The sequence below is a fragment of the Variovorax sp. OV329 genome (assembly GCF_900114785.1).
Classification (GTDB): Bacteria; Pseudomonadota; Gammaproteobacteria; order Burkholderiales; family Burkholderiaceae_C; genus Variovorax.
In genome coordinates, this window is record NZ_FOUG01000001.1 from 401,349 (window position 1) to 424,444 (window position 23,096).

The following is a 23,096-nucleotide window of genomic DNA, read 5'->3' on the forward strand; positions in this document are numbered from 1 at the left end:
GTGGCAAGCCGAGCTGGCGGGCGCAGAATTTCGGGTTACCCCGACGGCCTCCAGACTCGCCCGATCGCCATGCGCCGCGCCCAGATCCCCCGCCTGTTCCTCGCGCTGGCAGCGTTGCTGCTTGCCGCGATGGGCGGCGTCGCGCAGGCGCAGTCCATCGCCAAGGGAAAGGTGCCGCGCCTGGGCTATCTCGCGGCCGTCTCGGCCACCGCCGACGCGCCGCGGCTCGAGGCCTTCAAGCAGGGCCTGCGCGACCTGGGCTACGTGGAAGGGCAGAACATCCACATCGAGTACCGCCACGAGAGCCAGGACCTGGGCCGGTTGGGCGCGCATGCGGCCGAACTGCTGGCCATGGACATCGACCTCCTGGTGGCGGTGACCAGCAACGCCGCGGTGGCGGCGAAGAAGGCCACGTCTACCGTGCCCATCGTGTTCATGGGCGTCACCGATCCCATCAGCGCCGGCGTGGCCGAGAGCCTGGCGCGGCCGGGCGGCAATGCCACCGGCATCACCAACGTGGCGGCCGTTCTCACTGGCAAGCGGCTGGAGCTGCTCAGGGAAGTGGTGCCCAAGCTGGTCCACGTGGCCGTGCTGTGGGACCCGAAGGCCCCAGGCTCCATCCCGCAGTGGGAGGCCAGCCAGGAGCCGGCGCGCAAACTGGGCCTGCAACTGCATTCGATGACGGCCAGCAGCCCCGATGACTACGACATGGCGTTCAGGGACGCGATCAAGGCGAAGAGCACCGCGGTGTGGATCACGCTCAACCCGGTGGCCAATTCGAACCAGAAGCTGATCGCCGAACTGGCCATCGAGAACAGGCTGCCTTCCATCTGCGCCCGTGCCGACTACGCCGAGAACGGCTGCCTGATGGCCTACGGCCCGGGCTACAACACCGAAGGCAAGGACGGCGCGCGCTACGTGGACCGCATCCTCAAGGGCGCGCGGCCGAGCGACCTGCCGATCGAGCAGCCGACCAAGTTCGAACTGATCATCAACCTCAAGACTGCCAAGCGCCTGGGCTTCACCATCCCGCGCACGGTGCTCAACCGGGCGGACAGGGTCATCCAGTGAGCCGCCGGGCGCGGTTGCGGCCTGTGGAATGATGGGCGCATGACCCGATCATCATTCGCGTGGAGGAGGTGCCTCATGGCGGCTGGCTTGCTGGGCAGCGTGCTGTCGATTCTGGGCTGCGACCCGCAGCGCATCGACAAGCTGGAGGAGGGCGTCTCGACCGAGGCCGACGTGCGCAAGCAGTTCGGCGAGCCCGAGGCGGTGTGGGAATCGCCGCAGGGCCGGGTGTTCGAGTACAACCGCCAGCCCGCGGGCCAGAAGAACTACATGGTCACCATCGGGCCGGACGGCAAGATGGCCGCGCTGCGCCAGGTCCTGACGCCTGAGAATTTTGCGAAGGTGCAGCCAGGCATGCCCGTCGAGGACCTGCGCAAGGTGCTGGGCAAGCCGGCCAGCCGCAAGCCCTTTCCCTTGAAGAACGAGGTGGAGTGGGAATGGCGCTGGGTGCAGCCGCCGAACTCGCCGATGGTGTTCACGGCGGTGCTGGATGCGGGGCAGTTGAAGGTGGTGCGCAGCGGGTCCTCGCCAGACCGGAGCACGGAGGCGCCCTGAGCTTCAATCGCACCGCACGCCGGCCCACAGTGGTGGGGCCAGCCTCCGCTTGGTGCGCGCGCCGCCCGATTTCATGCCTCCGGAGGGCCGCCAGGCCGCATGCAGGCTGGCATCAAGTTTGCTAATCAGGTGTTCAATTAATTTCGAGGGTTAACCCCAGCACGACTTCCATATGTCGGGTCTATTCTTCCATCAAAAATTAATTGATCGTTTAATTTATTAGCGCCGGTGACGCGAAGACCTGGGTCTTCGACGTGCCGGATGGTCTGGTCGCAACTGGAGAATTTGAAATGCACAAGTGGTCCCAACTGATGTCCCTGACGGGCCTGGTCGCCGTGTCGGCACTGGCGAGCGCGCAGGAGACGGTGAAGATCGGCGTGATCGAGCCCCTCACGGGTTCGGTCGCCTACAACGGCCTGGCCTCGGTCAACGGCGCCAAGCTGGCCGTCGAGCAGCGCAACGCCGCTGGTGGCGTGCTGGGCCGCAAGGTCGAGCTGGTGATCGAGGACGGCCAGTGCCGGCCCGCCAACTCGGTCAACGCGGCCGAGAAGCTGGTGCAGCGCGACAAGGTGGTGGCCCTGCAGGGCGCCTTCTGCAGCTCGGCCACCGCGGCCGTGATGCCGGTGGCGGAGAAGTACAAGGTGCCCTTCGTCACCGGCGTCTCTTCCAAGGCCGACCTGACGGAGAAGGGCATGCAGTACTTCTTCCGCTCGGCCGAGACCGACCGCCTCATGTCCAAGACCTTCAGCAAGATCCTGGCGGACAAGCTGCAACTCAAGACCGTGGCCTACATCGGCGTGAACGACGACTGGGGCCGCGGCGGCGTGGAGGACTTCTCCAAGGACCTGGAGGCCCTGGGCGTGAAGACCGTGATGAAGGAGTACTTCGACCACGGCGCGACCGACTTCTACACGCTCCTAACCAAGCTGCGCGCCAGCAAGGCCGACGGCGTGTTCGTGGCGGCCGAGACGCAGGACGGCTCCATCCTGGTCAAGCAGTTCAAGGAGTTCGGCCTGAAGACGAAGATATTCGGCGTTGGCTCCTGGGCCACCACCGACTTCATCGGCCTGACCGGCGACGCGTCCGAAGGCATCTACGCCGCGGTGCCCTACGCATCGAGCCTGTCGAACGAGCGCAACAAGGCCTTCGTCGAGCAATACGCCAAGGCCTACAAGGAGAAGCCCGGCAAGTACGGCGCGGCTGGCTACAACGCGATGAACATCATGCTCGACGCCGTGCAGCGCGCCGGCAAGGCCGAGCCCGAGGCCATCCGCGACGCCCTGCGCAAGACCGATTACGCGGCGCCCAACGGCCGCTACCGCTTCACAGACAAGGGCGAGGGCTACGGCTTCGACGTGGTGCTGGTGCAGATCAGCAACCGCGAGCCCAACGTGGTCGCGCAGTCGGCCACCGAGAAGCCCTGAGCTGCGAGGACCCGACACGATGGAACTGCTTTTCCAGTACTTCGCCAACGGGCTGGTGACGGGTTCGTTCTATGCGCTCTCGGCGCTGGGACTGACCCTGATCCTGGGCCTGATGCGCGTGGTGAACTTCGCCCACGGCGAGCTGTACATGCTCGGCGGCGTGATGGGCTGGTGGGCCACCACCCGCCTGGGCCTGGACTTCTTCAGCGGCCTGGTGCTCGTGGCCGTGGCCATGGGCGCCTTCGGCTGGCTGGTCGACCGCTTCCTGATCGAGCGCATCCGCCACCAGGGCGAGGAGCCCGGCATCCTGCTGACCATCGGCCTGTCGATCTTCCTGGCCAACACCGCGCTGCTGGCGGTGGGGACCGCGCCGCTGAAGGTGGAGGCCCCCATCTCCGCCGGCCCGATGTTCCTCGGCACCGTGGTGCTGACCAAGCTGCGCGTGTTCGCGGTGGTGGTGTGCGCGCTGATGATCCTGGCCGCCTGGCTGGTCATCCACAAGACCCGCCTGGGCCGTGCCATGCGCGCCACCTTCCAGGACCCGATGGCCGCGCAACTGGTGGGCGTGCGCACCGCCAACGTGTACGCAGCCACCTTCGCCATGGGCACGGTGATCGCGTCCATGGCCGGCATGCTGCTGGGCTCCATCTACTCGGCGCAGGTGGCCGTCGGCGGCCTCGTGAGCATGAAGGCCTTCGTGGTGGTGATCCTGGGCGGCATGGGCAGCTTCGCGGGCGCCATCGCCGGCGGGCTGCTGCTGGGCGTGGTCGAGGCCCTGTGGGGCGGCTACGTGGCCACCGGCTGGGTGGACATCATCGGCTTCGCGCTGGTGATCCTCACGCTGGTGTTCCGGCCCTACGGCCTCTTTTCCAAGCGGGCGGAGCGCGCATGAAATTCGAGAAGCATTGTCTTGTGGCCCTGATGGCCCTGGCCGCGCTGCTGCCGCTGGTGGTGCGCGACCAGTACCTGCTGCACATCGCCATCATGGTGCTGTTCTACGCAGTGCTGGCCAGCAGCCTGAACCTGGTGGTCGGCTACGTGGGCGAGTTTTCGCTCGGCCACACCGCCTTCCTGGGCACCGGCGCCTATGCGGCGGCCATCCTGTCGACGCAGTACGGCTGGCCGATGTGGGCCACCGTTCCGGTGGCCGGCCTCATGGCCGCGCTGGTGGGCGTGGTCATCGGCGCCATCACGCTGCGGCTGCAGGGTCCGTTCTTCGTGATCGTGACGCTGTCCTTCGCCGAGGTGCTGCGCCTGGTGGCCGACAACTGGATCGGTTTGACTAACGGCCCCATGGGCATCGCCGGCGTGCCTCAGCCGGCGCTGCTGGGGGACGCAGGCAACCTGGGCGCCAAGCAGTTCTATTACGCAGTAGCGTGGGTGCTGCTGGCGCTCACGCTCTACCTGAGCTTCCGCTTTGTGCACTCCAACGCCGGCCGCGCCGCGGTGGCGGTGCGCGAGAACCGCTACGTCGCGCAGTCCATCGGCATCCGGCCGCTGAGCTACTCGATGCTGGCGCTGGTGCTGGGCGCGCTGCTCTCGGGCATGGCGGGCGGCTTCTACGCCCACTACATCTCCTTCGTCGGGCCCGAGGTGTTCCGCTTCGCCTTCATGGTGAGCATGATCATCATGGTGCTCATCGGCGGCAAGGGCACGCTGGTGGGGCCGCTGATCGGCGCGCTGCTGGTGACCTTCCTGGAAGAGTACCTGCGCGAGGCGAAGGAGCTGCGCCTGTCGATCTTCGGGCTGGCCGTGATCGCCATCGTGCTGTTCCTGCCGCGCGGCCTGATGGGCTTCGTCGTGCAGTGGCGCGAAGCGCGCAAGGCGCAAGCGCCCAAGGTCGCCCACAAGGCCGAGAGGAGGGCGGCATGAGCGCGACACTGGCGATGAACGTGCCGCGCGCATTGGAAGTGCGCGGCCTGGGCAAGTCCTTCGGCGGCATCCACGCGGTCAAGGACATCAGCTTCGACGTGCACCCCGGCGAGATCGTCGGCCTGATCGGGCCCAACGGCGCGGGCAAGACCACCTGCTTCAACCTGATCACCGGCTTCTACACGCCCAGCGCCGGGCAGGTGCGATTCGGCGGCAGCGACGTGACGGGGCGGAAGCCACATCAAATGGCCCGCATGGGCATCGTGCGCAGCTTCCAGAAGACCAACATCCTGAAGTCGCTGACGGTGTTCGAGAACGTGCTCACCGGGCACTACATGGAGGCACGCCAGCCCCTTTGGCGCACCTTCTTCCCCGGCCGCGCGGTGCGTGCCACCGAAGCGGCGGCGCGAGAAAGCGCTGAGCGCATCGTGCGCACCATGGGCCTGGCCAACCGCATGGACACCTCGGCCTCGGTGCTGTCCTGCGGCGAGCTGCGCCTGCTGGAAGTGGCGCTGGCGCTGGCGGCCAAGCCCGAGATCCTGATGCTCGACGAGCCCGCCGCAGGCCTGAACAGCCAGGAGGCGCGGCAATTCGGCGAGATCCTCAAGTCGGTGCGCGGCGAACTGGTCAGCTCGATCTTGATCGTGGAGCACAACATGGGTCTGGTGATGGGTGTGTCGGACCGCGTGGTGGTGATGCATTTCGGCCAGAAGCTGGCGGAGGGCACGCCGGCCCAGGTGCAGGCCGACAGCAAGGTGGTCGAGGCCTACCTCGGCGGCGGAGGAAAGAAGGCATGAGCGCGGTCCTGAAAAGTGATGTGGCGGGCGGCAGCCTGGCCGATGCGGAGGCGACCTCGCCGGTGCTGGAACTGCGCGACCTGCATGTGAGCTACGGCAAGACCGCGGCGCTGCACGGCGTGAACCTGCGGGTGATGCCCGGCGAGGTGGTGGCCCTCATCGGCGCCAACGGCGCCGGCAAGAGCACCACGCTGCGGGCCATCTCCGGACTGCTGAAGCCGACGCGGGGCGAGATCGTCTTCCAGGGCCGCAGCATCGGCGGCATGGCGGCCGACCGTGTGGTGGCGCAGGGCATTGCCCAGTCGCCCGAGGAGCGGCACGTGTGGCCGACCATGACGGTGGACGAGAACCTCTCGATGGGTGCCTACCTGTGCAAGGGCAAGGCGGAGATCGAGCGGCGCATGGCCCTGGTCTACGAGCGCTTCCCGCGCCTGAAGGAACGGCACAGGCAGCTCGCAGGCACGCTCAGCGGCGGCGAGCAGCAGATGCTGGCCATCGGCCGCGCGCTCATGTCCGAGCCGCGCCTGCTGCTGCTGGACGAGCCCAGCCTGGGCCTGAGCCCGCGCATGGCCGAGGAGGTCTTCGACTTCGTGCGCGAGATCAACACGCACGGCGTGACCGTGGTCCTGGTCGAGCAGAACGTGCACAACGCGCTGTCGGTGGCCACCCGTGCCTATGTGTACGAGACCGGCCGCGTGGTGGCCGAGCGCGATGCCGCCGGCCTTCTGAACGATCCGGAACTGCTCAGCGCCTACCTGGGCGGCTGACCCGACGAGGAGGGTGCCTGCGCGCACCCTCTTTTTGTCTCTGCAGATTAATTGAACAAGCGATTAACAACACGGGTCGGCAGGTCGTCGACCCATCAGATCAAGGAGTAGCAAGGACATGAGCAAGAAGACATTGCGAGTGGGCATCGTCGGTGGTGGCATCGGCGGCGTGGCCCTGGCGCGCGCGCTGCGCTTGCGCGGCATCGACGCCCACGTATTCGAGCGCGCGGGCGGATTCGGCGAGATCGGCGCGGGCGTGCAGATGACGCCCAACGCCGCCAAGGTGCTGCGCGCGCTGGGCTTGGGCGATGCGCTGGCGCGCATCGGCTTTTTGCCCAACGCCATGGTGGGCCGCAACTGGGACAACGCGCGCGAGCTGTTCCGCACGCCGCTGCGCGAGGTGTGCCCGCGCCTTTTCGGCGCCGACTTCTGGCATGTGCACCGTGCGGACCTGCACGCCATCCTGTGCGAAGGCATTCCCGCCGACCGCGTGCGCTTCAACGTGGCCTGCACCGGCGTGAGCCAGGACGGCGGCAAGGCCGTGGCGCACTTCAGCGATGGCACGCAGTTCGAGGCCGACCTCATCGTGGGCGCGGACGGCATCCATTCGGCGGTGCGCGACACCCTGTGGGGCAAGACGGCCTCGCAGTACACGGGCCACATGTGCTGGCGCGCGCTGGTGCCGGTGGAGCAGCACCCGCTTCCCTTCGTGAGCCCGGACGCTTCCTTCTGGATGGGCCCGAAGGCGCACATCGTCACCTATTACGTCAAGGGCGGCGCGGCGGTGAACATCGTCGCGGTGAACGAGAGCGCCGAGTGGGTCACGGAATCGTGGACCGAGCCCAGCACCCGCGATGAACTGCTGGGCGCCTACGAAGGCTGGCACGAGAACATCGTGCGCCTGTTCGAGAAGACCGATGCGCAGCAGATCTTCAAGTGGGGCCTGTTCGACCGTGACCCGATGGCTCAGTGGTCGCGAGGCCGCGTGACGCTGCTGGGCGATGCAGCGCACCCGATGCTGCCATTCCTGTCGCAGGGCGCGGCCATGGCCATCGAGGATGCCTACGTGCTGGCCGCGGCGCTGTCGCACTTCGGCGGCGACCTGGACAGCGCGCTGCTCGCCTACGAGGCCGAGCGCCGTCCGCGCACCGCGCGCGTGCAATTGGAGGCGCGCGAACGCGGCCGCACCTACCACCTCTCGACGCCCGACGAGCAGAAGAAGCGCGACGAGGAATTCCAGAAGGCCCAGGCCAAGGACCCCAATGCCGTGGGCATCAAGGCCGAATGGGTTTATTCCTACGACGCCACCGCCTGCGTCGAGCGCTTCGACGAAAGCGCGGAAGCGGCCATCGCCTGACGCAAGGAACACACAGATGACGAGCAAGACCCAATTCCGCATCGGGCAGATCGTGCCCAGCTCCAACACCACGATGGAGACCGAGATCCCCGCCATGCTGCGCCTGCGCGAGCAGGTGCGGCCCGAGCGCTTCACCTTCCACTCGGCGCGCATGCGCATGAAGCACGTCAACAAGGAGGAGCTGGCGGCCATGGACGCCGAGTCCGACCGCTGTGCGCTGGAGCTGAGCGACGCCCGTGTCGACGTGCTGGGCTACGCCTGCCTGGTGGCCATCATGGCCATGGGGCGCGGCTACCACCGCCAGTCGCAGTCGCGCCTGGGCGCGGCCACCGCCGGCAACGCGGGCGAGGCGCCCGTGGTCACCAGCGCGGGCGCGCTGGTCGATGCGCTCAAGGTGATGGGCGTCAAGCGCATCGCGCTGGTGGCGCCCTACATGGTGCCGCTCACGAAGCTGGTGATCGACTACATCGAGCATGAGGGCTTCGAGGTGGCCGACTGGCGCGCGCTGGAGATCCCCGACAACCTGGAAGTCGGCCGCCACGACCCCGCGAAGCTGCCGGCCATCGTCGCCGGTATGAAGACCGACGACGTGGATGCCATCGTGCTGTCGGCCTGCGTGCAGATGCCTTCGCTGCCGGCCATCGCGCAGGTGGAGGCGGCCACCGGCAAGCCCGTGGTGACGGCGGCCGTCGCCACCACCTACGCGATGCTGGGCGCACTGGGCCTGGACCAGGTCGTGCCCGGTGCCGGCGCGCTGCTCTCCGGCGCGTACTCGAAGAAGGGAGCGCGCGCATGAGCGGCAGCACCTTCCTCTATGGCGGCCAGGTGCATGCCAATGGCATCCGCCAGCACTACCTGCGCTACGGCGGCAGCGAGGGCGCGCGTGCCGGCCGCGATGCGGTGGTCATCGTCCCGGGCATCACCAGCCCGGCCGTCACCTGGGGCTTCGTGGCCGAGCGCTTCGGGCGTCACTTCGACACTTATGTGCTCGACGGACGCGGGCGCGGCCTGAGCGAAGCCTCGGACACGCTGGACTACAGCCTCGACGCGCAGGCGGCCGACCTCAACGCCTTTGTCGGCGCGCGGGGCCTGCAGCGCTACGCCTTCGTCGGCCATTCGATGGGCGGGCGTATCTCGATCCGGGCTGCCTCGAAGCAGCCCGCTGGCCTCACGCGCGTGGTCGCCGTCGACCCGCCCGTGTCCGGCCCCGGCCGCCGCGCCTATCCGGCCAAGCTGCCGTGGTACGTGGACTCGATCCGCATGGCCCGGCACGGCATCAGCGTGGACCAGATGCGCGAGTTCTGCCCGACCTGGTCCGAGGCGCAGCTTCGCCTTCGCGCCCAGTGGCTGCACACCTGCGACGAGCGCGCCATCGTCACCAGCTTCGAGGCCTTCCAGACCGACGACATCCACGCGGACCTGCCGCGCATCGCGGTGCCGCTGATGCTGATGAGCGCCGAGCGCGGCGACGTGATCCGCGAGGAAGAGGTGGCCGAGATCCGCACCCTGGTGCCCGGGCTGCGCGAGCACCGCGTGGCCGGTGCCGGCCACATGATTCCCTGGGACAACGAGGAAGGCTTCTACGGCGCCTTCGGCGACTTCCTCGGCGCGGCCCTGGACTGATTGATTCAACTTCACATCGGAGATTTGCCATGGCCATCTGCGACACCGACCTGATCCGCGCCTGGACCCAGGTGCTCACCCTTTCCAAGCTCAAGGCCGGCGACGCCGTCACCGTGCTGACCAGCGACCACACGCATCCGCAGACGCTGCGCTGCGCCATCACCGCTGCCACCATGTTGGGCGCCTGCGTCAGCCGGCTGGACCTTCCGCCGGTCAACGGCGAGAAGGCGCTCAGCCGCGACACGCTGGCCTACCTGGGCACCACGCCGCTCACCGGCAACCGCGCCGCCATCGCCGCGCTCAAGGCCAGCGATTTGGTGCTGGACCTGATGACGCTGCTGTTCTCGCCCGAGCAGCACGAGATCCTCGCCGGCGGCACGAAGATCCTGCTGGCGGTGGAGCCGCCCGAGGTGCTGGCCCGCCTGGTGCCCACCCTGGACGACTTCCACCGCGTGCAGGCCGGTGTGGCGCTGCTCAAGGGCAAGCGCGAGATGCACGTCACCTCGGCCGCCGGCACCGACCTGCGTCTGCCGCTGGGTGAATACCCCATCACCGCCGAGTACGGCTTCGTCGACCAGCCCGGCCGCTGGGACCACTGGCCCAGCGGCTTCGCCTTCACCTGGCCCAACGAGGGCGGCGCGAGCGGCCGCATCGTGCTGGCCAAGGGCGATGTGCTGCTGCCGATGAAGAACTACGTGGGCGAGCCCATCACGCTGACGGTGGAGAAAGGCTTCGTCACCGCCATCGAGGGCGATGCCGAGGCCGAGCTGCTGCGCGAGTACATCGAGTCCTTCGACGACCCCGAGGCCTACGCCATCTCGCACGTCGGCTGGGGGCTGCAGAAGCGCGCCTTCTGGTCCACGCTGGGCCTGTACGACCGCGAGGCCACGCTGGGCATGGACGCACGCGCCGTGAGCGGCAACTTCCTGTTCTCGCTGGGCCCCAACAACGAGGCCGGCGGCAGCCGCACCACGGCCTGCCACATCGACATCCCGATGCGGCACTGCAGCGTCTCCGTGGACGGCCTGCAGGTGGTGAACGACGGCAAGGTGGTGGAGTCGCTGATGAAGCCGGCGAAGCTGGCCGCGGACAAGGAGCCGGCCCATGCTTGACGAGTCGCAGGTCTACCAGCGCCAGGGCTTCGGTGCCGGCCTGGGTCTTCAGCCGCCCATCGGCCTGCTGATCGTGGATTTCGTGAACGGCTTTGCCGACCCCGGCACCTTCGGCGGCGGCAACATCCCCGGCGCCATCGACCGCACCGTGGGCCTGCTGGCCACCGCGCGCGAGCGTGGCTGGCCGGTGGCGCACAGCCGCATCGTCTATGCGGACGACGACAGCGACGCCAACGTCTTCAGCACCAAGGTGCCCGGCATGCTGGGGCTGAAGGAGCATTCGCCGGCCAGCGCCATCGTCGATGCGCTGGCGCCTGCGGCGGGCGAGCGGGTGGTGCGCAAGAACGTGCCCTCGGCCTTCTTCGGAACCGACCTGGCGCCCTGGCTCACGCAGCGCGGCGTGCGCACGCTGCTGGTGGCCGGCTGCGTCACCAGCGGCTGCGTGCGCGCTAGCGTGGTCGACGCCATGTGCTGGGGCTTTCGCCCGGTGGTGGTGGAGGACTGCGTGGGCGACCGCGCCATCAGCCCTCACGAGGCGAGCCTGTTCGACATGCGGCAGAAGTACGCGGACGTGCTGAGCCTGCAGGCGCTGTACGAACAGCTGCCGGCCTAGCGTGAGGGCAGGGCGGCGAGCGGGCCCTCAGGGCGCCTGGAAGCCGCCCACAACGAAGCGCGTCACCTGCTCGATCAGCGCTTCGGTGTCGTCGGGGTCGTAGAGGCCCGAGGGCGTCATCTCTTCCATGCGGTGCGTGTCCGAGAAGGCGTAGAGGTAGGTGCCGACCATCAGCGTCATGCGCCAGTAGGCGTCCAGTTCGCCCAGTTCCGGCAGGGCCAGGCGCAGGGCGTCCACGTAGCGCTGCGTGGACGATCCGTAGGCATGCGTGCGCAGCTTGTACGAGATCTCCGGCGGCTCGGTGTGCAGGCGGGCCTGCAGGCGCAGGAAGGACCTGCCCTGCGGCGTGGCGCGCAAGGCGAGCGTTGGCGAGAGGAAGGCGTGCACGATTTCCCGTGCCGTGGGCCGGCCCTTGTCGAGCAGCGTCTCGAGCAGGTCCTCGCGCTGCCGGGAGATGACCTGGCCGCGGCGAAGAAAGGTCTCTTCGAACAATCCGTACTTGGAGCCGAAGTAGTAGCTGATGAGCGCCTGCGTGACGTTGGTGGCGGCTGCAATCTCGCGCAGCGTGGTGCCGGCGTAGCCCAGTTCGGCGAACTGCACTTCGGCGGCGTCCATGATCTCGTCGCGCACGGCGCTGGTTCCCTCCGGGCGCCCCGGGCCCTTCTTCTTGGCCCGTGCCGGGCGGCTCGCGCTACCTGTCTTCATGTAATTAATCGCTTGTTTAATATTTGGCAGTATATCGGCGGCGGCCTGTATTGAGGCACAGGCTATCGAAGAATTGAAGCGTGGCGTGGCGTGGCGTAGTGGCCGCGTCCGGGATTCCACCGAGGGGCGGAGCCTTTTACCGGGGCGCATACTGCGCAAGCACAGAGGTAGCACAAGACCAGTAGCAAGACGCACTCGGTTCCTGACCCGGGAGCCGGGGGCGGCAGCCAGGAGACAACGTTGCTGCGAACCGATATCGCGAATCCGGCCTATTTCCACAAGGTCGTCGATTGCCAGTACGCCTGCCCGGCGCACACCCCCGTCCCCGAGTACATCCGACTGATCGCGCAGCGCCGCTACGGCGATGCGTACATGATCAACTGGGTCTCGAACGTCTTCCCCGGCATCCTCGGGCGCACCTGCGACCGGCCCTGCGAGCCCGCTTGCCGGCGCGGCCGCGTGGAGCAGAGCAACCTGAAGGACCCGGAGCCGGTGGCCATCTGTCGCCTCAAGCGCGTGGCCGCCGACATGAAGGAGGACGTGCGCTCGCGCATGCCCCAGGTGGCGCCGCGCAACGGCAAGCGCGTGGCCTGCATCGGCGCCGGCCCGGCCTCGCTCACCGTGGCACGCGACCTGGCGCCGCTGGGCTACGAGGTGACGGTGTTCGACGGCGAGGCCAAGCCCGGCGGCTTCATCCGCACGCAGATCCCGCGCTTCCGCCTGCCCGAGTCGGTCATCGACGAGGAGTGCGGCTACATCCTCGACCTGGGCGTGGAGTTCCGCAGCGGCCGGCGCATCGAATCGATGAAGGCGCTGCTCGATGAAGACTTCGACGCCGTCTTCGTCGGCTGCGGCGCGCCGCGCGGGCGCGACCTCGACCTGCCCGGCCGCCAGGAGGCCGGGGCGCACATCCACATCGGCATCGACTGGCTGGCCTCGGTTTCCTTCGGCCACGTGAAGAAGATCGGCCAGCGCGTGATCGTGCTGGGCGGCGGCAACACGGCCATGGACTGCTGCCGTTCCGCGCGCCGCCTGGGCGGCACCGACGTGAAAGTGATCGTGCGCAGCGGCTTCGAGGAGATGAAGGCCTCGCCCTGGGAGAAGGAGGACGCGGCGCACGAAGGCATCCCGATCATCAACTTCCACGTGCCCAAGGCCTTCGTGCTGGAGGGCGGCAAGCTGGTGGGCATGAACTTCGAGATCGTGAAGGCCGAGTACGACGCCAAGGGCCGCCGCAAGCTGGTGCCCACGGGCGAGCCCGATGCCTTCTTCGAATGCGACGACGTGCTCGTGGCGGTGGGCCAGGAAAATTCCTTCCCCTGGATCGAGCGCGACTGCGGCATCGACTTCGACGAGTGGGGCCTGCCCGTGCTGGACAAGACGAGCTTCCAGTCCACCGTGCCGCGCGTCTTCTTCGGCGGCGACGCGGCCTTCGGGCCCAAGAACATCATCACCGCGGTCGCGCATGGCCACGAGGCGGCGGTGTCCATCGACAAGCTGCTTCACGACGAGCCGGTCGAGGAGCGGCCCGCGCCCATGACCAACCTGGTGTCGCAGAAGATGGGCATCCACGAGTGGAGCTACGACAACGACACCTCCACCGACCTGCGCTTCCGGGTGCCTTGGGCCGAGGCGGAGAAGGCGCTGGCCAGCATCCGGGTGGAGGTGGAGCTGGGCTTCGACGCCGCCACCGCTTTCAAGGAGGCGGGCCGGTGCCTCAACTGCGACGTGCAGACGGTGTTCCACGAGACGACCTGCATCGAGTGCGATGCCTGCGTGGACATCTGTCCCATGGACTGCATCAGCTTCACCGCCAATGGCGAGGAAGAGGACCTGCGCCAGAGACTGAAGGCGCCGGCACTCAACGAGACGCAGGCGCTGTACGTGTCGGGCGGCCTGAAGACGGGCAGGGTGATGGTGAAGGACGAGGACGTGTGCCTGCACTGCGGCCTGTGCGCCGAGCGCTGCCCCACAGGCGCCTGGGACATGCAGAAGTTCCTGCTGAAGACGACGCCGGCCGGCGCGGGCGCCCGTTCGCAAGAGCCGCAGGAGGTGCATGCGTGACCCATCCTGCCAACCACAAGATTTCTGCCGTCAACGACTTCGTCATCAAGTTCGCCAACGTCAACGGCTCGGGCTCGGCCTCGGCCAACGAGCTGTTCGCCAAGGCCATCCTGCGCATGGGCGTGCCGGTGAGCCCGCGCAACATCTTCCCGAGCAACATCCAAGGCCTGCCCACCTGGTACGAGGTGCGGGTGAACGAGGCCGGCCACCAGGGGCGGCGCGGCGGCACCGACATGATGGTGGCCATGAACCCGCAGACCTGGGATGCGGACGTGGCCGAGCTGGAAAGCGGCGGCTACCTCTTCTACGACAGCACGCGGCCGCTGCCGCCCTCGAAGTTCCGCGAGGACATCCACGTGATCGGCATGCCGCTCACCGAGATCTGCAACGCGGTCTACCAGGACCCGCGCCAGCGGCAGCTGTTCAAGAACATCGTCTACGTGGGTGCGCTGGCGGTGCTGCTGGGCATCGAGCCGGAGGTGATCGAGAAGCTCTTTTCCGAGCAGTACAAGGGCAAGGAGAAGCTGCTGGATTCGAACGTGCGGGCCCTGCACCTGGGCTGCGACTTCGTGCGCGAGAACCTGGCGCCCGGCACCGTCGGCCTGCAGGTCAAGCGCGCCGACCGCGTGGGCAAGCGAATCTTCGTCGACGGCAACAGCGCGGCGGCGCTGGGCTGCGTGTATGGCGGTGCGACCGTGGCGGCGTGGTATCCGATCACGCCTTCGTCCTCGGTGGCAGAGGCCTTCCAGCGCTACTGCAGCAAGTTCCGCGTCGATGCGGCCACCGGCCAGCAGCGCTACGCCATCGTGCAGGCCGAAGACGAGATCGCCTCCATCGGCATGGTGGTGGGGGCCGGGTGGAACGGGGCGCGCGCCTTCACCGCGACCTCGGGGCCGGGCGTCTCGCTCATGACGGAGTTCATCGGGCTGGCCTACTTCGCCGAGATCCCGGTCACCATCATCAACGTGCAGCGCGGCGGGCCGTCTACGGGCATGCCCACGCGCACGCAGCAGGCGGACATCCTGAGCTGTGCCTACGCCTCGCACGGCGACACCAAGCACGTGCTGCTCTTCCCGCAGGACCCGCACGAATGCTTCGAGCACGCGGCCACCGCGCTGGACCTGGCCGACCGCCTGCAGACGCCCGTGTTCCTGATGACCGACCTGGACATCGGCATGAACCAGCGCCTGTGCGAGCCCTTCGAATGGGACGAGAGCAAGGCCTACGACCGCGGCAAGGTGATGACCGCCGCAGAGCTGGAAGCCGGCAAGGAGTTCGGCCGCTACAAGGACGTGGACGGCGACGGCATTCCCTGGCGCACGCTGCCGGGCACGCACCCCACCAAGGGCAGCTACTTCACCCGCGGCACCACGCGCGACCCGTATGCGCGCTACTCGGAGCGCGGGCCGGACTACATCTACAACATGGAGCGGCTGCTGCGCAAGTTCGCCAGCGCCGCGAAGCTGGTGCCGCCGCCGGTGGAGCAAGCGGCGGCGAAGAAGACGGACCTGGGTGTCATCTACTTCGGATCGACCACGCCGGCGATGCAGGAGGCGCTGCAGGTGCTGGAGGCCGAAGAGGGCGTTCACGTCGACGCCATGCGCCTGCGTGCTTTTCCGTTCCCCGACAGCGTGGCGCAGTTCCTGGCCGAGCACAGCCGCGTGTTCGTGGTGGAGCAGAACCGCGACGCGCAGATGCGCAGCCTGCTGGTCAACGAGCTGGGCGTGTCGCCCGAACAGGTGGTGGCGGTGCTGCACTACGACGGCACGCCCATCACCGCCCGCTTCATCGTCCGGGCGATCGTCGAGCGGGTGAAGGGAAAGTCGCCGCCGCCGGCCGCGAGGCCGCAGGGCCAGCCCGAGCCACCGCAGCCCCTCGTCACTCCGATGAAGTGAGCCAGGAACAACGCGCATGACCTACATCACCAAGCCCCGGCTGCACCATCCGACACTCGCCACCAACAAGGTGGGCTACACGCGCCGCGACTACGAGGGAAAGATCTCCACGCTGTGCGCCGGCTGCGGGCACGACTCGATCTCGGCCGCGATCATCGAGGCCTGCTGGGAGCTGGACATCGAGCCGCATCGCGTGGCCAAGCTCTCGGGCATCGGCTGCAGCTCCAAGACGCCGGACTACTTCCTCGGCGCCTCGCACGGCTTCAACACCGTGCATGGGCGCATGCCTAGCGTGCTGACCGGCGCCAACCTCGCCAACCGCGATCTGCTGTACCTGGGCGTGTCGGGCGACGGCGACTCGGCCTCCATCGGCCTGGGCCAGTTCGCGCACGCCATGCGGCGCGGCGTGCGCATGGCCTACATCGTGGAGAACAACGGCGTGTACGGCCTCACCAAGGGCCAGTTCTCGGCGACGGCCGACCAGGGCTCAAAGAGCAAGAAAGGCGTGGTCAACACCGACAGCGCCATCGACCTCGTGGGCATGGCGCTGCAGTTGGGCGCCACCTACGTGGCGCGCGGCTTCTCGGGCAACAAGGCGCAGCTGGTGCCGCTCATCAAGGGGGCCATCAGCCACGGCGGGGCGGCCTTCATCGACGTCATCAGCCCCTGCGTGGCCTTCAACAACCACCCCGGCAGCACCAAGAGCTACGACTACGTGCGCGAGCACAACGAGGCGGTGAGCCGCATCGATTTCATCACCGGCCGCGAGGAGATCACCGCCGACATCAGTCCCGGCGAAGTGATGGACGTGCGACAGCACGACGGCACCCTGTTGCGGCTGCGCAGCCTGCACGCCGACTACGACCCCGGCGACCGCTATGCCGCCATGGCCTACATGCAGCGGCACCAGGCGCAAGGCGAGATCGTGACCGGCCTTTTGTACGTCGACCCGCTGGCCACCGACCTGCACACGGCGCTCAACACCTGCGATGCGCCGCTGAACACCCTGGCCGCACCAGAACTGTGCCCGGGTGTCACGGCGCTGGAGCGGATCAACAACTCCTTACGTTGAGCCGCCTTGCGCTGGCGGCAAAGCTGATCCAGCATTCGCTGACGAGTCGAATCGCCAGATCCGGAGGGATTGCCATGGCCGAGCGAACTGTCTTCCAGTCCATCTCGCGAAAACACGTGATCAGCCTGGGTCCGCACGCCACCGTGCGCGAGGCGGCGGGCGTCATGACGCAGGCCAACTGCGGCAGCGTGCTCATCCTGGAGCCGCCGGACCACCTGCTGGGCATCCTCACCGAGCGCGACCTGATGACGCGCGTGCTGGCGCGCGGGCTCGACCCCGACCACACGGCCGTGCGCGAGGTGATGACCCCCAATCCCATCTGCGTGCCGCCCGAGACGACGGTGTCCGACGCCGTCTGCCTGATGCTGGAGCGGGGCTTCCGTCATCTGCCGCTGATGCGCGGCAGGCTGATCCTGGGCGTGTTCTCGGTACGCGATGCACTGCCGCGCGAGTTGGGGCTGGCGCTGAGCCAGGCGGAGTTCAACGAGCAGCTGAACGACGTGCTGGGTTGAGGGGCGGGTGTTCGGCTGGCGGGTGTTACCATGGTGCTACCCACCCGCGGATACAGCCATGTCCACCACGTCCCTGAAGCTTCCTGAAGAGATCAAGCAACTGGCCGCGGATGCGGCGGCGCAGCAAGGCATCACGCCGCATGCGTTCATGGTCGATGCCATCCGCTCGGCCGCACTGGCGGCACGCCAGCGGGCCGCCTTCGCGGCGGAGGCGGTCGCCTCCAGGCAGCAGGTCATGGAGTCGGGCAAGACTTACGGTGCGTCGGAGGTCCAGGACTATCTGCGCGCCCGTGCCCAGGGCAAACCGGCGGCCAAGCCCAAGGCCAAGACTTGGCGCGCCTGAGTTACTCCCGGCGGGCGTTGGACGATCTGGACCGCCTCGTCGATTTCCTTCTGCAGCGCGATCCGCAGGCCGGATTGCACACGGTTGAGTTGATCACCGAGGCGGTGAGCGTCCTGGAAAACCATCCGCTCATCGGCCGTCCGGCGGAAGAAGGCCTGCGGGAGCTGGTGGTCTCGCGCGGCCGCTCCGGCTACCTTGCGCTCTACAGTTACTTCGAAGCGCAGGATGCCGTCGTGATTCTCGCCGTGCGGCATCAGCGCGAGGTCGGCTACCCTGAGCCTCCCCATGCCTGACTCCCTGCCCGCGACCCTCGTCGATGCCGCCTTGCGCGGCATGCTGCTGGCGCTGCTCGCGCTGCTGGCCTTCGTGCTGGGGCGCGACCGGCCGGGCCTGCCGGCGTCGCGCGCCGCGGTGGCGTTGATGCTGGGCCTGATGGTGCAGGTCATCGCGTCCACGCCGTGGGTCGAGGAGGCGCTTCCCCGGCTATGGCAGGCGCCGCTGGTGGCCGTTTCGGTGGGCAACGCCGTGTTGTTCTGGATCTTCGTGCAGGCGCTGTTCGACGATGACTTCAGGCTCGAACCCATGCATGCCGCGGCATGGCTGGCGGCGGCTGGCCTCGCGGGCTTCAACTGCGCGTGGATGTACGGCAGCGCGTCGGTGTTCGCCGGGGTCACCATCGGCCTGCAGCGGCTGGCGCCCCTGGTGTTCGCCGTCCTGGCCGTGATGGCGGCGCTCCGGCACTGGCGGGGCGACCTGGTCGAAGGGCGGCGCCGGCTGCGCATCTTCATCGTGGTGACGGGCGTGGCCTACACGCTGGCCATGCTGGCGGTTCGCCTGAGCGTGCCGCACGGACGGCTCACCGGCATGACGGCGACGGCCGACGTGGCGATGCTGCTCTTCATGGTGGCCGGCACGGCGGCCTGGATGATGCGGCTGTCCGGCTCCGAGCTCTTCCCCTCCGCGCTGCGTGCGCTTCCGGCCCCCTTGCCGCGACGCGAAGTGCCTGTGCAGGAAGCGCCGCCCGCCGCCGCGCAAGCCGCCACCGATCCGGCCGAAGACGCCCTGGCCGAGGCACTGCTGCGGCTCATGGAGGCCGAGCGTGCCTACCGCACCGAAGACCTCACCGTCGCCGGGCTGGCCAGCCGGCTGGGAACGCCCGAATACCGGCTGCGCCGCCTGATCAACCAGCGCCTGGGCCATCGCAACTTCAACGCCTTCGTGAACGGCTTCCGGCTGGACGAGGCCCGCGGCGCGCTGGCCGATCCGGCGCAGCGGGCGCTGCCGGTACTGACCATCGCGCTGACCGCCGGCTTCCAGTCCATCGGCCCCTTCAATCGCGCCTTCAAGGCCGCGACCGGCCTCACGCCGACCGAGTACCGAAGGGAAAAGCTGGCCGATTCCTGAAATCGGCCAGCCGAAAGTCGCCCCTTGCCGGTTTCGGCGAGACCGGCCCGCAGCGGCCGGGCATCGTGCGCATCACCGCAGGCAAGGTGCCGGCGGATCAACCGATGACGAGGATTGAACATGATGCGTTCCTTGCGCTTGCTGGCGGCGACGCTGGCGCTGCCCCTGTGCGGACTGGCCCAGGCGGCCGTGGGCCTGGGCGAGATTGCTGCGACGGCCGAGGACGGGCCGGTCACGCTGTACTACCCGTCCGCCGATCCCGAGCAGGCCGTGCGGCGCGGGCCTTTCACGCTTTCGCTGGCGCCGCAGGGCCGGCCGGTGCGCGGCAACGGCCGGCTGGTGGTGATCTCGCACGGCTCGGGCGGATCGCCCTGGGTGCATGCCGACCTGGCGCGCAGCCTGGTGCAGGCGGGATTCGTGGTCGCCATGCCGGAACACCGCGCCGACAACTACAAGGACGACAGCGACCCGGGCCCCGATAGCTGGACGATGCGGCCGTCCGAGGTGTCGCGGGCCATCGACGCCGTCGGGCGCGACCCGCGCTTCGCGCCGCTGCTGCAACTGGACAAGGTCGGGATGTACGGCATGTCGGCCGGCGGACACACCGCCCTGAGCCTGGCCGGCGGACGCTGGTCGCCGGCCGGCTTCAAGCGCCACTGCGAAGCGCACCTGGAGGAGGACTTCCAGTCCTGCGTCGGCCTGATCACGCGGCTGACGGGCGGGTGGGCGGACGGCATCCGGAAGTGGGCTGCGCTCACGGTGATCCGCTATCGCTTCAGCGACGACACGCCGCGCGTGCATTCCGACCCGCGCGTTGCTGCGGTGGTGGCGGGCGTGCCTTCGTCGGCGGACTTCGACATGGCGTCGCTGGCTTCGCCGCCGGTGCCGCTGGGCCTGGTGACGGCGCAGCAGGACCGCTGGCTGACGCCGCGCTTCCACAGCGACCGGGTGCTGCAGGCCTGCAAGTCATGCGAATTGATCGCCGACCTGCCGGCGGCCGGGCACGGCGCACTGCTGTCGCCACTGCCTCCGGGGCTCACCGGCCTGCTCGGCGACATGCTCAACAATCCGCCCGGCTTCGATCGCAGCCAGATGGCGGAGGTCGACGAGAAGATCACCGCCTTCTTCGCGAAGCACCTGCCGAGCGCCGGCGCGCCGCCCCGCGAAGCGGCCCAGCCCTAAGCCAGCGGAACCTCGCGCGCATGGTTGCTGCGCACCCAGGCGATGTGCCCGTCCTTCGCGTTGCGTGCCTGCCAGGCCTGGAAGTCCGCGTCGGACGACAGCGAGTCCACGACCTTGGCGAAGCCGGCTGCGTCGTCGAACTGCGCCGCGAGCACGTAGTTGCCCAGCTCGCCCGCGGTGATGGCCCACAGGCGCGGCGCGGCCGCGCCGTGCTTTCGCCAGAGCGCTGCACCTTGCTGCATCGCGCTCATCGCCGCCTTGAGGTCGGCGCCGGCTTGGAGCTTGAAGACATAGCGGGCTTCGTAGGCCATGGGACCCTCCGGTGGAATGGGGGCGGTCATTAAAACGCCGTGCCCGCGCGGGCGCAACCGCGCCGGCCGAAGGGGCTGGCAGACGCGCGGGCTTGCGCCCACGGGCCGAACGTGCAAGCCTAGCGACACCTGCTCTCAGGCCAGCCACGCGTTGACCGCCCCTCACTCCACCGGAGGTGCCCCATGCCCCAGCTCGACAACAAGGACCAGGTCGTCGACGTGCTCAACCGCCTGCTCGAGGCGGAGCTGGCCGGCGTGGTGCGCTACACGCATTATTCCTTCCTGGTGTTCGGCTACTCGCGCATCCCCATCGTGTCGTGGCTGCGGGCGCAGGCCGACGAGTCGCTGCTGCACGCGCAGCAGGTGGGCGAGTGGATCACCACGCTGGGCGCGTACCCCTCGCTGGGTATCGGCCCGCTATTGGATTCGCACAAGCACGACATCGCGGCCATGCTGCAGGAGTCGCTTGCGACCGAAGGGCGTGCGCTGGACCTCTACCGGCAGTTGCTGTCGCTGGTGGAAGGCCACTCGGTGGCGCTGGAGGAGTTCGCCCGGCAGATGATCCACGCCGAGGAACTGCACGCGGCCGACGTCGACAAGATGCTGCGCAAGCCGGGCGAGGTGCGCGCCTTCGCGGAGCGCGGCGGCTAGAAGCGCTTCAGTTGTGGGCCGGCAGCTTGAAGAGGCTGGTAGCCGTCAGGTCCAGGACCGTCTGCTCGCGCTGGTTGATCAGCCGCCACTGCCAGCGCAGGATGCCCAGCGTGGCATGCCTTTCCGACAAACGCACCTCGATCACGTCCGCCACCAGCCGGAGCGAATCCCCGGGCCGCACGGGGTTGGGCCACTTCACATAGTCCAGCCCGGGCGAGGCAAAGGATTCCGAGCCTTCCAGCGCCGCCTTCGCCACCAGCCGCATCGCAACCCCGCAGGTGTGCCAGCCGCTGGCGATGAGCCCGCCAAAGGGGCCCTCGGCCGCGGCCTTCGGGTCGGAGTGGAACCACTGCGGGTCGTAGGCCTTGGCGAACTGCAGCACTTCTTCCTCGGTGACGACATAGGGCCCGGCCTCAATGACCTGCCCGGCGTGGAATTCGGCGAACTTCATGCGTGCGTTCGCCGGCTTCAGTAGGTCTCGAGGTGCAGCCGGCCTTCGCGCTTGAGGCCCGCGCCCACCGCGTCCCAATCCAGCCCGGCTTCCGTCGCCACGTCGCGCAGCGCCAGCACCACGCCTTCCTCCATGCTCTTCAGGCCGCAGACGTAGAAGTGCGTCTGGCCGTCCTTGAGCAGCTCCGCCAGGTCGGCGGCACGCTCGCGCATCATGTCCTGCACGTAGCGCTTGGGTTGGCCCTGGGTGCGCGAGAAGGCGAAGTTGATGTCGATGAAATCCTTGGGCAGCGACTGCAGCGGGCCGAAGTAGGGCAGCTCCTGCTGGGTACGCGCGCCGAAAAAGAGCATCAGCTTGCCGCCCTCGAACTTGCCGCTCTTGCGAAGGCGCCGGCGCCACTCGGTCATGGCGCGCATGGGTGCGCTGCCGGTGCCGGTGCAGATCATCACGATGTGCGACTTGGGGTGGTTGGGCATCAGGAAGGACGAGCCGAAGGGCCCGATCACCTGCACCTTGTCGCCCACCTTGAGGTCGCACACGTAGTTGGAGGCCACGCCGCGCACGGGGCGGCCCTGGTGGTCTTCCAGCACCCGCTTCACCGTCAACGAGATGTTGTTGTAGCCCGGCCGCTCGCCGTTGCGCGGACTCGCGATGGAGTACTGGCGCGCGAAGTGCGGCTTGCCGTTGGCATCCGTGCCCGGCGGGACGATGCCGATGGACTGCCCCTCCAGCACCGGAAAGGGCATGGCGCCGAAGTCCAGCACGATGTGGTGCGTCTGGTTCTCGTAGCCGGCCTCGGTGCAGTTGAAGTTGCCCACCACCGTGGCGGTGGTCGGCACCTTGGGCGGATACAGGTTGGTGTAGGCGTGAGCCGCCGACCAGGGCGGCGTGGTGGCGCCGTACTGCGCGGAGTTGAAGGCCACCGTGCCCGGCTCGGGCTCGGTGATCTGCTCTGCGGCGCTGCTGCTCGCGAGCGCGGCCTGCTGCGGCGGCAACTCGGCCGGGGCGCCTGCGCCTTCGGCCTCGAGCTGCTCGGGCGTCAGTTCCGCCGGCAGCTCGTCCCACGTGAGCTGCTCCTCGATGGAATAGGCCTTGGCCACCGGCATGTTGCGCCAGTTGTCGATGCTGCCGGTGGGGCAGGGCGAGATGCAGGCCATGCACAGGTTGCACACGTCCGCCCGCACCACGTAGTTGCGGTCGTCGTGGGTGATGGCACCCACGGGGCAGGTGGCCTCGCAGGTATTGCAGCGGATGCAGATCTCGGGGTCGATCAGGTGCTGCTTGATCACCCCGATGTTGACGACGGCCATGTCCATGT

General features: G+C 68.3%; 25 protein-coding genes and 1 pseudogene. 22 read left to right on the forward strand and 4 right to left on the reverse strand.

Annotated elements, in window-relative coordinates; genetic code table 11:
• Positions 1-69 precede the first annotated feature (69 nt).
• The 13 genes and pseudogenes from BM345_RS01800 to BM345_RS01855 all read left to right on the forward strand — a co-directional run bounded on the left by BM345_RS01800 (position 70) and on the right by BM345_RS01855 (position 11,188).
• Positions 70-1,071 carry an ABC transporter substrate-binding protein gene (locus tag BM345_RS01800; RefSeq protein ID WP_093374885.1) on the forward strand — a complete coding sequence of 334 codons (1,002 nt, stop codon included), beginning with the start codon at positions 70-72 and terminating at the stop codon, positions 1,069-1,071.
• 75 nt (positions 1,072-1,146) lie between these two features.
• The gene (locus tag BM345_RS01805; protein WP_093374887.1) at positions 1,147-1,623 is read left to right on the forward strand and encodes an outer membrane protein assembly factor BamE; all 477 of its coding nucleotides are present in this window, start codon (positions 1,147-1,149) and stop codon (positions 1,621-1,623) included.
• Between the two features lie 290 nt (positions 1,624-1,913).
• Positions 1,914-3,047, forward strand: a complete 1,134-nt coding sequence (locus BM345_RS01810) for an ABC transporter substrate-binding protein (protein WP_093374889.1) — start codon at positions 1,914-1,916, stop codon at positions 3,045-3,047.
• 19 nt (positions 3,048-3,066) lie between these two features.
• Positions 3,067-3,939, forward strand: a complete 873-nt coding sequence (locus tag BM345_RS01815) for a branched-chain amino acid ABC transporter permease (protein ID WP_093374891.1) — start codon at positions 3,067-3,069, stop codon at positions 3,937-3,939.
• The gene (locus BM345_RS01820) at positions 3,936-4,919 is read left to right on the forward strand and encodes a branched-chain amino acid ABC transporter permease (protein WP_093374893.1); all 984 of its coding nucleotides are present in this window, start codon (positions 3,936-3,938) and stop codon (positions 4,917-4,919) included. The genes BM345_RS01815 and BM345_RS01820 overlap by 4 nt, the downstream gene beginning before the upstream one ends.
• A 14-nt stretch (positions 4,920-4,933) precedes the next feature.
• Positions 4,934-5,422: pseudogene (locus BM345_RS30820) on the forward strand (ABC transporter ATP-binding protein); the annotation flags it as partial.
• 192 nt (positions 5,423-5,614) lie between these two features.
• Positions 5,615-5,716 (forward strand): ABC transporter ATP-binding protein C-terminal domain-containing protein, encoded by a 102-nt coding sequence (locus BM345_RS30825; RefSeq protein WP_368086469.1) that lies wholly within the window; start codon positions 5,615-5,617, stop codon positions 5,714-5,716.
• Positions 5,713-6,483, forward strand: coding sequence for an ABC transporter ATP-binding protein (locus BM345_RS01830; protein ID WP_254789421.1), 771 nt, complete (start codon positions 5,713-5,715; stop codon positions 6,481-6,483). Before BM345_RS30825 ends, BM345_RS01830 begins: the two co-directional genes overlap by 4 nt.
• 118 nt (positions 6,484-6,601) lie before the next feature.
• Positions 6,602-7,840, forward strand: a complete 1,239-nt coding sequence (locus BM345_RS01835) for an FAD-dependent monooxygenase (RefSeq protein ID WP_093374897.1) — start codon at positions 6,602-6,604, stop codon at positions 7,838-7,840.
• Positions 7,841-7,856: 16 nt separating this feature from the next.
• On the forward strand, positions 7,857-8,636 hold the full coding sequence (locus BM345_RS01840) for a maleate cis-trans isomerase family protein (RefSeq protein WP_093374899.1): 780 nt from the start codon (positions 7,857-7,859) through the stop codon (positions 8,634-8,636).
• Positions 8,633-9,463 carry an alpha/beta fold hydrolase gene (locus tag BM345_RS01845; RefSeq protein WP_093374901.1) on the forward strand — a complete coding sequence of 277 codons (831 nt, stop codon included), beginning with the start codon at positions 8,633-8,635 and terminating at the stop codon, positions 9,461-9,463. The genes BM345_RS01840 and BM345_RS01845 overlap by 4 nt, the downstream gene beginning before the upstream one ends.
• Before the next feature lie 29 nt (positions 9,464-9,492).
• Positions 9,493-10,575, forward strand: coding sequence for a 2,5-dihydroxypyridine 5,6-dioxygenase NicX family protein (locus BM345_RS01850; protein ID WP_093374903.1), 1,083 nt, complete (start codon positions 9,493-9,495; stop codon positions 10,573-10,575).
• Positions 10,568-11,188, forward strand: a complete 621-nt coding sequence (locus tag BM345_RS01855) for an N-carbamoylsarcosine amidohydrolase (RefSeq protein WP_093374905.1) — start codon at positions 10,568-10,570, stop codon at positions 11,186-11,188. The genes BM345_RS01850 and BM345_RS01855 overlap by 8 nt, the downstream gene beginning before the upstream one ends.
• A gap of 27 nt (positions 11,189-11,215) precedes the next feature.
• Here the strand turns inward: BM345_RS01855 and BM345_RS01860 are convergent, their stop codons facing one another.
• Positions 11,216-11,893 (reverse strand): TetR/AcrR family transcriptional regulator, encoded by a 678-nt coding sequence (locus BM345_RS01860; RefSeq protein ID WP_093374907.1) that lies wholly within the window; start codon positions 11,891-11,893, stop codon positions 11,216-11,218.
• A 240-nt stretch (positions 11,894-12,133) separates the two neighbouring features.
• Here BM345_RS01860 and BM345_RS01865 point away from each other — a divergent pair, with 240 nt between their 5' ends.
• The 8 genes from BM345_RS01865 to BM345_RS01900 all read left to right on the forward strand — a co-directional run bounded on the left by BM345_RS01865 (position 12,134) and on the right by BM345_RS01900 (position 20,365).
• Positions 12,134-13,957, forward strand: coding sequence for an FAD-dependent oxidoreductase (locus BM345_RS01865; RefSeq protein WP_093374909.1), 1,824 nt, complete (start codon positions 12,134-12,136; stop codon positions 13,955-13,957).
• Entirely contained in the window at positions 13,954-15,852 is a 1,899-nt protein-coding gene (locus BM345_RS01870) for a 2-oxoacid:acceptor oxidoreductase subunit alpha (protein ID WP_217653947.1), read from the forward strand. The genes BM345_RS01865 and BM345_RS01870 overlap by 4 nt, the downstream gene beginning before the upstream one ends.
• 16 nt (positions 15,853-15,868) lie before the next feature.
• Positions 15,869-16,924: a 2-oxoacid:ferredoxin oxidoreductase subunit beta gene (locus BM345_RS01875; RefSeq protein ID WP_093374913.1), complete on the forward strand. Its 1,056-nt coding sequence runs from the start codon at positions 15,869-15,871 to the stop codon at positions 16,922-16,924.
• A 74-nt stretch (positions 16,925-16,998) separates the two neighbouring features.
• Entirely contained in the window at positions 16,999-17,436 is a 438-nt protein-coding gene (locus BM345_RS01880; RefSeq protein WP_093374915.1) for a CBS domain-containing protein, read from the forward strand.
• A 58-nt stretch (positions 17,437-17,494) separates the two neighbouring features.
• Complete coding sequence (locus BM345_RS01885; protein WP_093374917.1) at positions 17,495-17,779, forward strand: hypothetical protein; 285 nt, start codon at positions 17,495-17,497, stop codon at positions 17,777-17,779.
• Complete coding sequence (locus BM345_RS01890) at positions 17,767-18,072, forward strand: type II toxin-antitoxin system RelE/ParE family toxin (protein ID WP_093374919.1); 306 nt, start codon at positions 17,767-17,769, stop codon at positions 18,070-18,072. The genes BM345_RS01885 and BM345_RS01890 overlap by 13 nt, the downstream gene beginning before the upstream one ends.
• Entirely contained in the window at positions 18,065-19,183 is a 1,119-nt protein-coding gene (locus tag BM345_RS01895; RefSeq protein WP_093374921.1) for a helix-turn-helix domain-containing protein, read from the forward strand. Before BM345_RS01890 ends, BM345_RS01895 begins: the two co-directional genes overlap by 8 nt.
• A 120-nt stretch (positions 19,184-19,303) precedes the next feature.
• Positions 19,304-20,365: an alpha/beta hydrolase family protein gene (locus tag BM345_RS01900; RefSeq protein WP_254789423.1), complete on the forward strand. Its 1,062-nt coding sequence runs from the start codon at positions 19,304-19,306 to the stop codon at positions 20,363-20,365.
• Here the strand turns inward: BM345_RS01900 and BM345_RS01905 are convergent.
• Complete coding sequence (locus BM345_RS01905) at positions 20,362-20,676, reverse strand: hypothetical protein (RefSeq protein ID WP_093374923.1); 315 nt, start codon at positions 20,674-20,676, stop codon at positions 20,362-20,364. The two genes, BM345_RS01900 and BM345_RS01905, sit on opposite strands and share 4 nt — an antisense overlap.
• A 183-nt stretch (positions 20,677-20,859) precedes the next feature.
• Between BM345_RS01905 and BM345_RS01910 the strand changes: the two genes are divergently transcribed.
• Positions 20,860-21,327: a ferritin-like domain-containing protein gene (locus BM345_RS01910; RefSeq protein WP_093374925.1), complete on the forward strand. Its 468-nt coding sequence runs from the start codon at positions 20,860-20,862 to the stop codon at positions 21,325-21,327.
• A gap of 7 nt (positions 21,328-21,334) precedes the next feature.
• Here the strand turns inward: BM345_RS01910 and BM345_RS01915 are convergent, their stop codons facing one another.
• Both BM345_RS01915 and boxA read right to left on the reverse strand, forming a co-directional pair.
• Positions 21,335-21,778 (reverse strand): MaoC family dehydratase, encoded by a 444-nt coding sequence (locus BM345_RS01915; protein WP_093374927.1) that lies wholly within the window; start codon positions 21,776-21,778, stop codon positions 21,335-21,337.
• Between the two features lie 17 nt (positions 21,779-21,795).
• A complete protein-coding gene (gene boxA, locus BM345_RS01920; RefSeq protein ID WP_093374929.1) occupies positions 21,796-23,094 on the reverse strand; it encodes a benzoyl-CoA 2,3-epoxidase subunit BoxA in 1,299 nt (432 codons plus the stop codon).
• Positions 23,095-23,096 lie beyond the last annotated feature (2 nt).

What these genes read in the sequence shown, in the direction of transcription:
- BM345_RS01840 (WP_093374899.1), top strand. Translation starts at nt 7,857, where the DNA reads ATGACGAGCAAGACCCAATTCCGCATCGGGCAGATCGTGCCCAGCTCC.
- BM345_RS30825 (WP_368086469.1), top strand. Translation starts at nt 5,615, where the DNA reads ATGCATTTCGGCCAGAAGCTGGCGGAGGGCACGCCGGCCCAGGTGCAG.
- BM345_RS01900 (WP_254789423.1), top strand. Translation starts at nt 19,304, where the DNA reads ATGATGCGTTCCTTGCGCTTGCTGGCGGCGACGCTGGCGCTGCCCCTG.
- BM345_RS01830 (WP_254789421.1), top strand. Translation starts at nt 5,713, where the DNA reads ATGAGCGCGGTCCTGAAAAGTGATGTGGCGGGCGGCAGCCTGGCCGAT.
- BM345_RS01915 (WP_093374927.1), bottom strand. Translation starts at nt 21,778, where the DNA reads ATGAAGTTCGCCGAATTCCACGCCGGGCAGGTCATTGAGGCCGGGCCC.
- BM345_RS01860 (WP_093374907.1), bottom strand. Translation starts at nt 11,893, where the DNA reads ATGAAGACAGGTAGCGCGAGCCGCCCGGCACGGGCCAAGAAGAAGGGC.
- boxA (WP_093374929.1), bottom strand. Translation starts at nt 23,094, where the DNA reads ATGGACATGGCCGTCGTCAACATCGGGGTGATCAAGCAGCACCTGATC.
- BM345_RS01815 (WP_093374891.1), top strand. Translation starts at nt 3,067, where the DNA reads ATGGAACTGCTTTTCCAGTACTTCGCCAACGGGCTGGTGACGGGTTCG.
- BM345_RS01810 (WP_093374889.1), top strand. Translation starts at nt 1,914, where the DNA reads ATGCACAAGTGGTCCCAACTGATGTCCCTGACGGGCCTGGTCGCCGTG.
- BM345_RS01875 (WP_093374913.1), top strand. Translation starts at nt 15,869, where the DNA reads ATGACCTACATCACCAAGCCCCGGCTGCACCATCCGACACTCGCCACC.
- BM345_RS01880 (WP_093374915.1), top strand. Translation starts at nt 16,999, where the DNA reads ATGGCCGAGCGAACTGTCTTCCAGTCCATCTCGCGAAAACACGTGATC.
- BM345_RS01885 (WP_093374917.1), top strand. Translation starts at nt 17,495, where the DNA reads ATGTCCACCACGTCCCTGAAGCTTCCTGAAGAGATCAAGCAACTGGCC.
- BM345_RS01910 (WP_093374925.1), top strand. Translation starts at nt 20,860, where the DNA reads ATGCCCCAGCTCGACAACAAGGACCAGGTCGTCGACGTGCTCAACCGC.
- BM345_RS01845 (WP_093374901.1), top strand. Translation starts at nt 8,633, where the DNA reads ATGAGCGGCAGCACCTTCCTCTATGGCGGCCAGGTGCATGCCAATGGC.
- BM345_RS01895 (WP_093374921.1), top strand. Translation starts at nt 18,065, where the DNA reads ATGCCTGACTCCCTGCCCGCGACCCTCGTCGATGCCGCCTTGCGCGGC.
- BM345_RS01805 (WP_093374887.1), top strand. Translation starts at nt 1,147, where the DNA reads ATGGCGGCTGGCTTGCTGGGCAGCGTGCTGTCGATTCTGGGCTGCGAC.
- BM345_RS01905 (WP_093374923.1), bottom strand. Translation starts at nt 20,676, where the DNA reads ATGGCCTACGAAGCCCGCTATGTCTTCAAGCTCCAAGCCGGCGCCGAC.
- BM345_RS01820 (WP_093374893.1), top strand. Translation starts at nt 3,936, where the DNA reads ATGAAATTCGAGAAGCATTGTCTTGTGGCCCTGATGGCCCTGGCCGCG.
- BM345_RS01850 (WP_093374903.1), top strand. Translation starts at nt 9,493, where the DNA reads ATGGCCATCTGCGACACCGACCTGATCCGCGCCTGGACCCAGGTGCTC.
- BM345_RS01855 (WP_093374905.1), top strand. Translation starts at nt 10,568, where the DNA reads ATGCTTGACGAGTCGCAGGTCTACCAGCGCCAGGGCTTCGGTGCCGGC.
- BM345_RS01835 (WP_093374897.1), top strand. Translation starts at nt 6,602, where the DNA reads ATGAGCAAGAAGACATTGCGAGTGGGCATCGTCGGTGGTGGCATCGGC.
- BM345_RS01800 (WP_093374885.1), top strand. Translation starts at nt 70, where the DNA reads ATGCGCCGCGCCCAGATCCCCCGCCTGTTCCTCGCGCTGGCAGCGTTG.